This is a genomic window from Microbacterium resistens NBRC 103078 (assembly GCF_001552355.1).
GTDB classification, from domain to species: domain Bacteria; phylum Actinomycetota; class Actinomycetes; order Actinomycetales; family Microbacteriaceae; genus Microbacterium; species Microbacterium resistens.
On the sequence record NZ_BCRA01000024.1, the window covers coordinates 21,252 to 33,770 of the forward strand.

Annotated in this window: 13 protein-coding genes and 2 tRNA genes; 4 read left to right on the forward strand and 11 right to left on the reverse strand. The window is 70.8% G+C overall.

Annotated features, from left to right (window positions below; genetic code table 11):
* Positions 1 to 26: 26 nt before the first annotated feature.
* Complete coding sequence (gene trpS, locus MR1_RS05275; protein ID WP_067243698.1) at positions 27 to 1,094, forward strand: tryptophan--tRNA ligase; 1,068 nt, start codon at positions 27 to 29, stop codon at positions 1,092 to 1,094.
* Positions 1,095 to 1,135: 41 nt separating this feature from the next.
* On the opposite strand, the gene MR1_RS05280 is transcribed toward trpS, so the two are convergent.
* Positions 1,136 to 1,792 (reverse strand): pyridoxine/pyridoxamine 5'-phosphate oxidase, encoded by a 657-nt coding sequence (locus MR1_RS05280; RefSeq protein WP_067243700.1) that lies wholly within the window; start codon positions 1,790 to 1,792, stop codon positions 1,136 to 1,138.
* A gap of 142 nt (positions 1,793 to 1,934) precedes the next feature.
* Here MR1_RS05280 and MR1_RS05285 point away from each other — a divergent pair, with 142 nt between their 5' ends.
* A complete protein-coding gene (locus tag MR1_RS05285) occupies positions 1,935 to 2,510 on the forward strand; it encodes a GNAT family N-acetyltransferase (RefSeq protein WP_255218098.1) in 576 nt (191 codons plus the stop codon).
* 13 nt (positions 2,511 to 2,523) lie between these two features.
* Here the strand turns inward: MR1_RS05285 and MR1_RS05290 are convergent, their stop codons facing one another.
* Positions 2,524 to 3,105, reverse strand: coding sequence for a GNAT family N-acetyltransferase (locus tag MR1_RS05290; RefSeq protein WP_067243704.1), 582 nt, complete (start codon positions 3,103 to 3,105; stop codon positions 2,524 to 2,526).
* Positions 3,106 to 3,273: 168 nt separating this feature from the next.
* Here MR1_RS05290 and MR1_RS05295 point away from each other — a divergent pair.
* Positions 3,274 to 3,344, forward strand: a tRNA-Pro gene (locus MR1_RS05295).
* Between the two features lie 111 nt (positions 3,345 to 3,455).
* Positions 3,456 to 3,529 (forward strand) — tRNA-Pro (locus MR1_RS05305).
* 209 nt (positions 3,530 to 3,738) lie between these two features.
* On the opposite strand, the gene MR1_RS05310 is transcribed toward MR1_RS05305, so the two are convergent.
* The 9 genes from MR1_RS05310 to MR1_RS05350 all read right to left on the reverse strand — a co-directional run bounded on the left by MR1_RS05310 (position 3,739) and on the right by MR1_RS05350 (position 12,513).
* Positions 3,739 to 4,965 carry a tyrosine-type recombinase/integrase gene (locus MR1_RS05310; RefSeq protein ID WP_067243707.1) on the reverse strand — a complete coding sequence of 409 codons (1,227 nt, stop codon included), beginning with the start codon at positions 4,963 to 4,965 and terminating at the stop codon, positions 3,739 to 3,741.
* Complete coding sequence (locus MR1_RS05315; protein WP_067243709.1) at positions 4,949 to 5,164, reverse strand: helix-turn-helix transcriptional regulator; 216 nt, start codon at positions 5,162 to 5,164, stop codon at positions 4,949 to 4,951. The genes MR1_RS05310 and MR1_RS05315 overlap by 17 nt, the downstream gene beginning before the upstream one ends.
* Positions 5,161 to 5,751, reverse strand: coding sequence for a hypothetical protein (locus tag MR1_RS05320; protein ID WP_067243775.1), 591 nt, complete (start codon positions 5,749 to 5,751; stop codon positions 5,161 to 5,163). The genes MR1_RS05315 and MR1_RS05320 overlap by 4 nt, the downstream gene beginning before the upstream one ends.
* A gap of 15 nt (positions 5,752 to 5,766) precedes the next feature.
* Positions 5,767 to 6,222, reverse strand: a complete 456-nt coding sequence (locus MR1_RS05325) for a single-stranded DNA-binding protein (protein WP_067243711.1) — start codon at positions 6,220 to 6,222, stop codon at positions 5,767 to 5,769.
* 57 nt (positions 6,223 to 6,279) lie between these two features.
* A complete protein-coding gene (locus MR1_RS05330) occupies positions 6,280 to 8,076 on the reverse strand; it encodes a type IV secretory system conjugative DNA transfer family protein (RefSeq protein ID WP_067243712.1) in 1,797 nt (598 codons plus the stop codon).
* Positions 8,073 to 8,564, reverse strand: a complete 492-nt coding sequence (locus MR1_RS05335) for a hypothetical protein (RefSeq protein ID WP_255218099.1) — start codon at positions 8,562 to 8,564, stop codon at positions 8,073 to 8,075. Before MR1_RS05335 ends, MR1_RS05330 begins: the two co-directional genes overlap by 4 nt.
* Positions 8,565 to 8,649: 85 nt before the next feature.
* Positions 8,650 to 10,173: an ATP-binding protein gene (locus MR1_RS05340; protein WP_067243714.1), complete on the reverse strand. Its 1,524-nt coding sequence runs from the start codon at positions 10,171 to 10,173 to the stop codon at positions 8,650 to 8,652.
* Entirely contained in the window at positions 10,170 to 10,994 is an 825-nt protein-coding gene (locus MR1_RS05345) for a hypothetical protein (protein WP_067243715.1), read from the reverse strand. The genes MR1_RS05340 and MR1_RS05345 overlap by 4 nt, the downstream gene beginning before the upstream one ends.
* 52 nt (positions 10,995 to 11,046) lie before the next feature.
* The gene (locus MR1_RS05350; RefSeq protein ID WP_067243716.1) at positions 11,047 to 12,513 is read right to left on the reverse strand and encodes an SCO6880 family protein; all 1,467 of its coding nucleotides are present in this window, start codon (positions 12,511 to 12,513) and stop codon (positions 11,047 to 11,049) included.
* Between the last annotated feature and the right edge of the window lie 6 nt (positions 12,514 to 12,519).

A 12,519-nucleotide genomic window follows, 5' to 3' on the forward strand; every position in this document is an offset into this window, starting at 1 on the left:
TCCCTTCGTTCAGAAGGGAATCGGAGATGGACTCATTCGAGGCGACCCGGGCGCGCATGCCCGAGCTGGAGCGACGGATCGATCAGGATCCCGGGGCGTTCCGCGTGCTCACGGGGGAGCGGCCGACCGGGCCGCTGCACCTCGGGCACTACTTCGGCACGCTGCGTGAGCGCGTGCGGCTGCAGGAGCGGGGGATCGAGACGTTCGTCGTGCTCGCGGACTACCAGGTGATCACGGATCGCGAGGTCGCCGGAGACGTCGGCCGGTTCGTGCGCGAGGCGGTCCTCGACTATCTGGCGACCGGGTTGGATCCCGAGCGCACGACGATCTTCACGCACTCGGCCGTTCCCGAGCTGAACCAGCTCCTGCTGCCGTTCCTGAGCCTCGTGTCGGAGGCCGAGCTGCACCGGAACCCGACGGTCAAGGCGGAGCTCGCGGCCTCGGGGCGGGCGCTCAGCGGACTCCTGCTCACGTACCCCGTGCACCAGGCCGCGGACATCCTGTTCTGCAAGGGGAATCTCGTGCCGGTGGGCAAGGACAACCTGCCGCACGTGGAGATCACCCGGACGATCGCGCGGCGCTTCGCCGAGCGGTACGGAGCGTTGTTCCCGGAGCCGGAGGGCCTGGTGACCGACGCGCCCGAGCTGCCGGGACTCGACGGCGGCAAGATGTCGAAGAGCCGCGGCAACGCGATCGCGCTCTCGATGACGGCCGACGAGACGGCCGCGCTGATCCGTCGTGCGCGGACCGACAGCGTGCGGGCGATCACGTACGACCCCGGCTCGCGCCCAGAGGTGTCCGGACTGCTCTCCGTCGCGGCCGTGTGCTGCGGTCGGACGCCGGAGGATCTCGCGGCGGACATCGGCCCGGCGGGCGGCGCGGCGTTGAAGGCGACGGTAACCGAGGCGGTGAACGAGTTCCTCGCTCCGTTCCGCGCGCGTCGGGCGGAGCTGGCGGCGGATCCGCGGATCGTCGACGACGTCCTCGCCGCGGGGAACGACCGTGCGCGAGCGATCGCGGTCGAGACTCTGCGGGAGGTCCGTGAGGCGATGGGGATGGGATACGCGAATCCGCCGCGGGGGTTCGCGGCCTGAGGGCCGGTGCGGGTGGCAGGTCGGCCCGGAGGCGCGCGGGGCTAGGCCCAGAGGCGTTCGCGGATCCAGGCGTCGGCGTCGCGGCGGTAGCGGAGCCGCTGGTGCGCTCGGTCCGGGGACCCCTGCCAGAACTCGACCCACTCCGGACGGATCCGCCAGACGGTCCACTCGGGCGAGACCGTGGCGGGATCCTGCTCCAGCCGTGCGGCGGACGCGGCGATGAGCGCCGCCGGGTCCTCGTCGTCGCGGATCACGTCGCCCTGGCGTCCGAGGAGGGCGATGGCCTTGGCGCCCGCGGCACGGACGCGGAAGTCGGCGGCGGACTCCTCCGGTGACGCCGTCACGGCGACGCCCCGGATCCGGACAGCGCGGGCGAGCGGGGTCCAGTAGAAGGAGAGCGCGCAGGCCGGGTTGGCGGTCAACTGTGCACCCTTGGCGGACTCGCCGCCCGAGGCGATCTCGAAGGAGCCGTCGGCCGTCACGTCCTTGAGAGTGAGGACCCGGGCGTCCGGCGACCCGGCGGCATCGACCGTCGAGAGCGTCGCGGCGTGCGGCTCGGGAACTCCGGCCGTGATCGCGGCGTCGAGCCAGTCGAGGAACAGGGGGTGCGGATCCGCCGGAGCCGAGGCCGGGTCGAACGGCGGGGGAGAGCCGACGATCGCGGGCAGGGCGCGGAGACGATCGCGGATGCTCGGCATGGCTCCAGTATCCCGTGCGGGTGGGACAGGCGTCCTCGGATGGGGGCTGGGACCTCGGACGGGATGCGGCAGGCAGGTCCGTGCGGTCTGGCGGATCCGGGATCTGCGATGTGGGCAGCGGGCCGGGTCGCATACTGGTGACGTGGAACCGGTGCGGCGAATCGAGGTGCCTGAGATCGTGGGCGCGACCGTGAGGCTTCGCCGGTTCGCGCTGACCGACATCGACGCGGTCCTGGACGCATCGACGGATCCGATGGTCCCTCTCGTCACGACGGTTCCGGCTGTGGCGGACCGGGCGCTCGCCGCGGCGTTCATCGCGCGTCAGCACGATCGTGCGGCCACGGGCGCCGGCTACTCCTTCGCGATCGAGGCCGAGTCGGGCTGCGTCGGCCAGATCGGCCTCTGGCTCCGCGACATCGACCGAGGCCGCGCGACGATCGGCTACTGGATCCGGCCCGGTGCTCGTCGGCGCGGTCACGCGTCCGCCGCGCTGGCCACCCTGGTCGACTGGGCGTTCACGAAGCAGAAGATCCCGCGGCTTCAGCTGTACGTGGAGCCGAACAACGTCGGCTCCTGTCGGACCGCCGAGCGGGCGGGCTTCGAGCGGGAGGGACTGCTTCGCTCCTGGGAGCTCGTCGGCGAGGAGCGGCGCGACATGTACTCCTACGGGCTCACGCGTGCACGGTGGTCGAGCGCGCCGCGGGGTCCGGTGTCGTAGCCGGACGACTCGGCTAGCCCGCGGTGGTCAGCGTCACGAGGGGGCGGCCGGGCTTGAGCTCTCCGGTGGCGGAGAATCCCGCGGCGAGGAACGTCGAGAGGGCGCCGTGGAAGAGGTCGTTGGAGCGGACGTTGCCGCCGGACGTGTCGATGGGGTAGCCCTCGATGACCCGGGCGCCGGCCTCGCGGGCGTAGATGACCGCAGCGTCCAGGAGCACGCGGTTGATCCCCATCCCGCGGAACTCCCGTCGCACGCTGAAGCAGCTCACCGCCCAGACGCTCTCGTCCTCCAGCGGCTCCGCCGTCGCCGCCTTGATCGCGCGAGTCCGTCCGAGGCGCTGCTGCGCCGGGCGCGGCCCGATCCGGATCCACCCCGCCGCCTCGTCGTCGACGTACGCCACGATGCCCGGCGGAGGACCCTCCAACTCGGCGCGCAGCATGTCGCGACGGGTCTCCACGGTCGTGGACTCCCACTCCTTGTTGCTGATCATGGGCCAGATGCACTGACAGCTGCGTCCGTCGCCGCCGCCGGAGAGCGCGCTCTGCACGTCCTCCCATTGCGCGGGCGTCGCCAGGGCCGTGGTGATGGTGGGCATGCCCGCACGTTACGCCGCACCTCAGACATCGGCAACGGTTCCCGGGGTTGGTGGTGCGTTCGGCTGGGGGATCGGGGACTGCGGCGCGCCCGGTGCCCCGTTGGTTCGCGGTGCCCTCGCCGGTCGGCTACGATGGGGGAGTTGCCCGCGCTTCGGCGCGGTCGTCCACGGGCTGTGGCGCAGCTTGGTAGCGCACTTGACTGGGGGTCAAGGGGTCTACCCCGCTCCGGTCGGCCCGAACAACTGAAAACTGAAGCGACGGGATGTGGCGCAGCTTGGTAGCGCACTTGACTGGGGGTCAAGGGGTCTACCCCGCTCCGGTCGGCCCGAACAACTGAAAACTGAAGCGACGGGATGTGGCGCAGCTTGGTAGCGCACCTGACTGGGGGTCAGGGGGTCGCAGGTTCAAATCCTGTCATCCCGACGGAAAAGCCCTGATGAGAAGCCATTTTCATCAGGGCTTCGTCATGTCTGGTGACGGGTTTTCGTTGGTCCCCCTCTGGTCCCCTCGCCGAGGTGCTGATGCTCGCTCCGAGGGGCCGGAGGGCGGATCTGGCTCTCTGGAGTTCGTCGCCTGTGGATAAGGGGACCAAAAGGGGACCAGAGCGCCTGATCCGGGCTCCGGGCTCCCGGTCACAGGGACCTCGACGCGTCGCGCCGGGTCGGCCTGCTGGCCTTGGCGGATCGGGCGAGGAAGGCGTTGGCCTGCTCCGCGGCGGAGGCCAGGTGGCGGTCGTCGGGGTGGAGGTATCCGCGGGTTGTCTCGACGGAAGCGTGGCCGAGGATGTCCTGGAGGACGTGCAGCGGGATGCCAGCGTCGGCCATCCAGGTGGCTCCGGTGTGCCGGAGCCCGTGTCGGGTGAGATCGGGCAGCCCGAGATCCTTGACGATCTGGTCCCAGTTCGTGGCGTCCCTGACGGTGGCGGTGGTGAGCGCGCCGCCTTTCGGGCCGACGAGCAGACGCTCTTCCGGCTGCTTGCCTTCGGTGAGCCGTTCGAGGATCGGCCGCAGCGGGTCGAGGATCGGGACGCGTCGCTCCTTGCGGCCCTTGGTCTGTTTGGTGACGAGGCCGCCCTTGCCGGGGTAGGTCTGCCGGGCGATGACGACGATGTTCTTGTCGAAGCGGACGTCGCCGGCCTGCAGGCCTGACACTTCGGAGGAACGCGCGGCGAGGAGCGCGGCGAGCATCACGAAGTCCGAGTAGGACTGGTGGATCTTTCCGCAGGCGTCCGCGAGCTTTGTCAGGGTGCCCATGTCGGGGATGGCGTGCGCGCGGGGCGAGGCTTGCTCGGCGGGCTGGGTTCGGAAGGCGTTGCGGTTCAGGCTGCGCTTGGCGCGGTTCTTCGCGGGGTTGATCGGGATGAGCCCGTCGCGGACTGCCTCGTCGAGGACGCGCACGAGCGGGGCGATGGAGTTCTTGATCGTTGACGCCCCGTGGCGTTTCTCCCAGGCGTCGATCGTGCGGTCGATGATCCCGGCGGTGATCTGCGTGACCGGCAGGTGCCCGAGGGCGGGCAGCACGCGGAGCTTGAGCCCGTACCCGTAGGTCTCCCCGGTGGAGGTCGGGTCCAGCCCCCGCGCCCACCGGTCGCCGATCGCGGTGACGAACTCGGTGAGCGTCATGGACACGTCCATGCCCTTGGCAGAGGACTGCCGCAGCGAGTCGAAGAACTCGTGTGCTGCAGCCTCGTCGGCGACGATCTCCGAACGGGTGATGCGGCGCTTGCTGATGGGATCGGTCCAGCGGGCGCGGGCTCGGATGCCGTAGGAGCGGCGTTCGAGGTCGGTGGAGATCTTCACTCCGACCGGCGGGACGGGCTTGGGCTGCGCCTGCGGGAGCGGCTCAGCCTTCCGCGGCATCGTCGTGTTCCAGACCGGCCAGCCACGCGTCGACTGCCTCGAGCCGGTATCGTGCGATACCGCCCAATCGCAGGAACGGCGGCCCCTGGCCGGCTGACCGCCATCGGGACAGCGTCGACTCCGACACTTTGAGGTAGGCGGCGATCTCGCGGCTGTCCATCAGCGGTGACACCGTGACCGTCAATTCCGGTTCGTTCATGGCAGCTCCCCGGTGGCGGGGTCGAGGCTGGCGTAGAAGTCGTCCTCGGCTTTGCGGCGGGCGATGACGTCGTCGAGGACGAACTGGATGAAGTTCTCGTCCCGGTCGGGAATGACAGTGTCCTCGACGGGGTCGGCTGGTTCTTCTCCAGGCCAGGCGGTCTGCCGGGTGGGACGGTCTCGGTCGAGCCGGGTGCCGCTGGTGGCGACCCAGTCACGGAGTCGCTGTCGGGCGTCGGCGAAGTCGCGGTGCCAGCCCAGCGGCGCGGAGGCGTTCTGCTCGGGGTCGTAGGCGGCCAGCCAGTGCAGGTGCAGGGCCGAGAGCTCCCAGACGAGTTCGGGGTGACGGTGCCAGAACGGCGGGATCACCGAGGCCGGCAGCCCGTAGGTTCGCCGTAGCCAGTCAACCCAGCGGTTCAGCTCCAGCCACTCGGCCTCGGCTTCGTCCGCGGTCAGAAGATTCCAGTTGATCGGATGCGGGGGCTCTGGGATCAACGGGCCGTCGAACTCGTCGGGCTCCTCGTTCAGACCGGGCTCGTCTGGCAGGTCCGGCTCATCGGGGCCGGGGGTGATGTCGTTCTGGTTCATCACGGCCACTGCCCGTCAGAGACCGAGCGCCGGGACGGCACTCGCAGCTTCACGGCGGGTATTCGTGCTGACGCTCTGCGCTGCGGCCTCTTGCGTCACGGCCGGCTGGCGGCGGGTGCGGTCGACGTCGTAGCGGGTGCGGGCGAGGTCGTGGCCGATTCTCTTCGCCACGAACTCCTCGGCCTTGACTACCTCGCCCTCCGGCGTGGTCCGGTCGTACTCACGGACGTAGCCCTCGGCGACGAACTTGTCACCCTTGGCGAGGCGAGCGTGAGCGCGTTCAGCGGTCTTGCTGAACGCGACGAGGTCGTGGAAGGTCGTCTCGGTCTGCGTGAACGACCCGTCGTCCTCGCGCCGGTAGTGCTCCTGGCCGATCTTGACGTACAGGCGGACGTCGCCGCGTTCGGTGTAGGTGAGTTGTGGGTCGGAGGCGATGAACCCGGAGAGGGATTCCTGCGTGTGGAGAGCCATCGGACTGTCCTCTTTCTGACATCGATGGGCGGCCCCACGGCCGGGGCCGCCCTTGTGTCAGGCAGGTGCGCCCGGCTCCTCCAGCGACCGGCGTTGCAGCAGCGCCTCGATGCCAGCCCTGTCGGCCCGCAGTTCCTTCGCATCCGGGCGGTCGGTCCAGGTCCACATTCGCGTGACGATGGGCGGTGCGGAGCGGAGCATGACGAGCGCGGTCCCGAACGGGAGGGTGCGGATCGTGTCGGGCGGCATGATCGGGACGCGGCGGATGGAGCGTTGGGCGGAGCGGGAGCCGTGGTCTCCGACCGTGGTGGAGTCGGTCACCTCGTCACGTTCGCCGATGAGCGTGGTCAGGTCGTGCAGGTCTTTGGAGTTCGATGCCCCGCCGAGGATGATCTTGACGATAGAGGCGTCCCAGATCGCGCCGGCGGCGTTCTCCGACCACTTCTCCCGCGCCTGCGCGAGCGACTGCAACACCGGCATCGTCGTGATCCCCGTACCGCCGCCTTCGGCCATGAGCGTGGGTAGCGACGGCAAGGGGGCGAGGTTGCCGACCTCATCGAGGGCCAGCAGCAGTGGCGGGTCGAGGCGGGCCCCGGGGCTGCGGGCGGCGATGCGGCGGGCGGCTTCCACGACGTCTTCCACGAACGCCGCCACCAGCGCCGCGCTGTTGTTGGCGCCGGCGCCGGTCGCCAGAAGGTAGAGCGACCCGCGGGCTTGGAGGAACGCTTCGGGGTCGAAGTCCTCGCCTTCGCGTGGCGACACGGCATCGAGCACGCGCGGGTCCGCGAGGGCGGCCAGGGCGAGGGAGACGCCTTGCCAGATGGAGTCGCGGGTTCTCGGGTCGGAGTCGGTCATCGCCTGCAACGACTCCGCCCACCCCGCCGCAGCGTGCGGATGAGAGGTCAGGATCGCCACCGCGTCAGCGGCAGCGGAGGGATCGAGGGTCCACCGGAACAACTCACTCGGCGGGCGACGGTCGAGAGCGGCGGCGTGGAGCAGTGCTTGGAGGGCGGTACGGGTCTTCCCCTCCCAGAACCCGCCACCTTCGACGCCGCCAGCGGACAGACCGGTGCCGGCGGCGAGGCCGGTGGCACGGATCATCGCGGTCAGCGGGTCCTCGCACCCACGGATGGGCGACCACCTGAGGCCCGCGGGGACGCCATCGGCCAGATGCTGCGGGTCGAACACCGCGACCGGCCCGACCCTCTCACGTGCGCGGAGCGTCGCGGTGAGGTTGTCCGGCCGCGTGCTCGTCGTCACGACCGCACCGGGCGCGTCGAGGATGGCGTTGATGACGATGTGGGCGCCTTTGCCGGAGCGGGGCGGGCCGATCAGCAGGATGGAGTCCTCGACGGATGCCCACACGGTCCTGCCGCGGGAGGTGCCGATCCGGTAGCCGACATCCTCCGGTGCTGGCTTGTCGAGGGAGGGTCGCAGGTGTCCGGCCCGGCGCAGCAGTGCGGGCTCGGAGGCGGCCTTGGTGACGTCGGTTTGGGTGGCGATGCCGGGGATGCGGTAGGGGTCGTTCTTGGCCTGTCGGCCGTGCTCGCGGAAGAACCGCCACGCCCAGCACCCTGCGCCAGCGGCGGCGAGGATGAGGACGCCAGCGGTGACCCAGTACGCCACCACGCTCAGGCCGGGTGCGCCGAGTGCTTCCGCCGGGTCGCAGGGGTTGAGCAGCACGCCCAACCCGGCCTCGACTCCGCCGGCGGGCTGACCGGTCCCGGTGATCCACGCGGCGACCGAGCCGGCGCCGCGGAGGATGGCGGCGAGGATCGCGGCGCCGATGAGGAGGCCGATGCCGAGGTTGCTCAGCTCGTCCCCGAGTGAACCCGCAGGCCGCGGGGTGCTCATTCGGGGTGCCCGATCGTGAGCGTCCCGGAGACGCGGCCGAGCAGGATCACCTCTCGGGTCGGGCTCACGGCGAGCTGGTCGGCGGTGAGCAGGCCGCGCATGGTCCCGTCAGGTGCGGCATCGCTGTGGGCGATGACGACGGCGATCGCCACGTCCTCGCCCGGAACGAACCCCTCGCCGTGGAGCGCCACGAGTTCGGGCGGAGCACTCGCGACCGGTGGCTCAGGTGCGGGGGCGGGTTTTGGTTCGGTGCGGTGGCGTCTGGTCGGGGTGATGATGTCGGTGAACGTGCTTCCGTCCGCTTCGCGGACCTCGACCCGCACCGGCGACCGGCGTTGTTCGGTGAGCTGGTCGAGGACACGGGCGAAGTCTTCTCGCTGCCACGGAGGCGCGAACGGCTCCGGCTCGAACGGCACCCCGTCGACGGTGACCGTCATGCGGCCGTCGTCGGTGATCGTGATGACCACCTGCGGGAGAACAATCGGCACCGCCTGGCTCTCGTCACGAGAAGCAGACACTGTGGTGCGCTTATGGCGTGGCCGGGGCATCAGGCGTCCTCCCGTGCGTTCGGGATCACTGAGTTCTCGCGTCACGATTCGTGAACGTGCGGGTTTCCGTGGTCATGCGGCTGGTGGTGTCGAAGGCGGCGAGCTCGGCGGGGTGGAGTTGGTGCTGCACGACGAAGGAGCGGTCCTTGATGCGCCACAGCCCCTGCCCGGTGCCCAGGCCCGGAAGCAGCTTCTGCTCGGTACCGGTGAGGCCGAGCGCTGTTGCGGTGGTGCCGAGTTGGTCGGCTTCCTGCCGGTAGACGATCCTGGTCTCCGCGTTCGCCAGCAGCGAGGAGGCGAGGGCACGCATCGCGGAACCGGAGTCGCCGACGTTGTCGAGGTCGGAGAGCTTGTGGAAGATCAGCATGTTCGCGATCCCGAAGTGCCGGGCGAGCCGCCACTGGGCATCCATCCGCCGCAGCAGCGACGGGTAGGCCATGAGCCGCCACGCTTCGTCGTAGATCACCCATCGCTGCCCGCCGTTCGGGTCGGACAGGGCCGACTCCATCCACGCCGACGAGCACGTCATCAGCACCGAGATCAAGGTGCTGTTCTCCGCGACCCGGGACAGGTCGAGGGACACCATCGGCAGGGACGGATCGAACCGGACCGTGGACGGGCCGTCGAACAGTCCTTGGAGGTCGCCCGCGACGAGCCGGCGCAGGGCGTGGCCGACGAGGCGGCCGTCTTCCGCGAGTCGCCCGTCTTCGTCGTCGCCGGGGTTGGGCGTGAGGATGCGGTCGACGACCATCGGCAGGATCGGAACCTCCGCACTTCGGACCGCGTCCCTCAGGGCGAGGTCGATCGCGGTGTGCTCCAGCGGGGACAACGCCCGGTCCAGCACGGTCTCGGCGAGGGCGCCGATAAGGTCGCGGCGGCGGGAGGCGACCTGCATCGCCCACTCGCTGTCGGACACCGCGGATGGCCTGTGACCTTCATCGAGGGGGTTGAGACGGTTGGGCAGGCCGTGGCCGAGGATGATCGCTCTCCCGCCGACTGCTTCGGCGACGGCGGTGTGCTCGCCCTTCGGGTCACCGGGAACGTAGACGCGCCGCCCGAACGGGAGCGATCGCGTGTAGAGCGACTTTGCCAGGCTCGACTTGCCGGAGCCGACGATTCCGGCCAGGACGACGTTGGGGGCGGTGATGATCCCGCGCCGGTAGAGCACCCACGGGTCGTAGACGAACGACCCGCCGGAGTACAGGTCCTGACCGACGAAGATCCCCTCCGATCCGAGGCCGCCTTCGGCGAGGAACGGGTACTGCCCGGCCAACGTCGCACTCGTGTCCTGGTGCTTGGGTAACCGGAACCTGCCCGGTGTGCGCAACGCCGCAGGCCCCGGCTCGCCAGCGGCGGGCAGGTAGGTCGTCGCGCGTCGTTCGGCCTGCTCCGCCTCCCACCGGGCCTTCGCCTCGGCCTTCCGTGTCGCGCGGGCGGTGGTCTCGACGCGGGTCGCGGCCCGCCGGCGGGCCTTGCGGGCCCGGCGTCGTTCGCCTTCGGGGCCGACGAGCACGGCCGTGTGCAGACGGCCCTCGTCCTGCCCGGTCACAGCGCGAGCCCCCGGCCCTGCGCCGTCGCGGCACCGGGGCGGCGGGTGAACCAGTCGCCGCTTCGCTCCCGGCTCGCTGCCTGGGTGCCCGCGGGTGCAGGCTGGTGTGCGACGCGCACCGACGTCGCGGTCGACGCGGGCACGGGGGTCGGGGTGTCGATGCCGAGGAGTGCCGGGTCGGGCAGGGCGCCGTGCTCGCGCAGCAGCGAGACGTGCCCGAGGAACGGGTTGTAGGTGAGGGTGTAGACGTCTCGGGTCGCCACCTTGTCGAGCGCCCCGGCCGGGGGCTCGTCGTAGACGTACCCGTTCTCGAGCGCGGCCTGCACGGTCTCCTCGCCGTCGAACCCAGCCAGGTGCTCGATCGCCGCATCCGTGCCCTCCCGGCCGATCAGGTCCAGCGCCTCGTCGGCCTCGGAACCTTGGAGGAACACGACACTGATCCACCGCGCCCCGGGCGCCACCGAGATGGCGGGCGCGGGATGCCAGGCGATGCGGCCGGAGTGCTGGGAGGCGGCATCCAGCCGCGCTTCCACACTGTCGAGGAGCGTACCGGCCTGGTGCAGCTCGTCCGCGGCCGCGAGGGCCGACGTCGCACCCGCTGCCTGGCTCCCGGCATCGTCGTTCGCGCGGGCGCGGGAGGCGATGTGGGCGGCGGCGACCTGGTCGAGCACCTGCCGCAGCGACCGAACACCGGACAGCAGGTCACCGATCACCGCACACGTGTCGGCCGGGTCGGCGAACTGGCGGGTCGCATGGGCCAGGCCCCGCAACGCGGCAGACGCCTCGGTCGCGTCCGCGACAGGGTCATCGAAGGTAGGCATGAGCGATACTCCTCGGGAGAAGGTGTGACGGTTGGTGGGCAGGTGCGCCAGCTCAGACCGGCCGGCACAGCGGCAGCGCGGCGGCGGTGAAGGCCTGGGCTTGCTGACCGACGAGGCGGCGGGTCTCGCAGGAGGCTTGGATCGCGGCCTGCTCGACCGCGGCGACCGCAGCTTCGAGCTCATCGACGGTCGGCGCAGAGACGGACACGAGGCCGGAGACGCGCAGGACGCCGTGCCCGGCGGTCAGGTCCGCCTCCTGTTGCAGCACGTCATCCAGCTCCGCGCTGGTGGCGGCGTCCTCGATCTGCCCGATCTTGCGCCGCTGCGCCTGGTCGCTGATGAGCTCGGTCTTCTTCTTCCGCAGGTCCCGCGCGGCCTGATCGGCGCGCACCGGCGTGTAGTGCAGGGCGAGGGTGCGGAGGATCCCGTTGGAGAGCACGAGCGGGGCGAGGAACCCTGGGTAGACCTGCGAGCGGGGCCATTCGGTGATCCACAGCACTGCGTGGTGCGCGGAGTCCGACCGCAGCCTCTCCCAGGTCTCGGTGACCGCGACCGGCCCGGCGGTCGCCAGGTCCCGCCCGAGGTCGCCGTGCCGTTCCAGCGCGGGCGCGGCGGCCGGGTCATACGCGCCGCGCAGGATGACGGCGACCTCGCCGGGCGTGAGCCACCCGGTCGAGGCGAGCTCTGCCGCGCGCAGCGCCGTGGTGAGCGTGGTCATCTCCTGCCGCAGTACCGCGGCGGCGCCGCGCATCCCGCCGCCGGACGTTCTGATCTGCCGGCTTGCGGCCTTCATGTCGAGCGCCAGGCTGATGGTGGTCGCGTGGCGTTCCCCGGCGGGGCCGGCGCGCTCGATCAGTTCGGCGTAGGTGGTCGCGGCCCAGGAGCCGTCGTCGGTGCCGTGCGTGCGCCACCATTCCGCCAGCCCTGTTCCCGAGTCCGGCAAGGTGCGCTCGGAGACCTGGATGCGGGCGATGCGCCCGGATCGGCAGGCTGCGGCGAGCACGCGGCCCCACCCGGAGACCCTGCGCTGCTGCTCGCCGGGATCGAGGAGCACGAAGGCCGGATGTGAGACGCCGAGGATGGCGGTGAGGGTCTGGGCGTGCGGGTCGTGGATCATCGCCGCGCCGGTCTCGGGGTCCTCCCATTCCCGCAGCGGCGCCGCATCCCCTGGGAGGGCGAGCGTGCCGGCGGGGCGGGGCTTGATGACGCGGCGCCGGTAGGTGAGCTGCCCCAGATACGTCCTGGCTGCCCAGCGGGCGAGGATCGGCACCCACTCGATCACCTTCCGCCCGCCCGCCGGGACCACCGCCAACAGCGCGCAGGAGCCCCAGATAGGGGCGGTCCAAACGAAGGCCATCCCTCCGCCCAGATAGAGGGAGAACACGACCGTCAGCACAGCGACGCCGAGCACGACTAGCTGCGGCAGGGACAGACCGAGCATGATCCCGCGCTTGGTCAGACGGGAGAACTGCACCGCCGCCAACGGATACTCACTGTGCGTATGCGAGTTCGCAGACATGCGCAG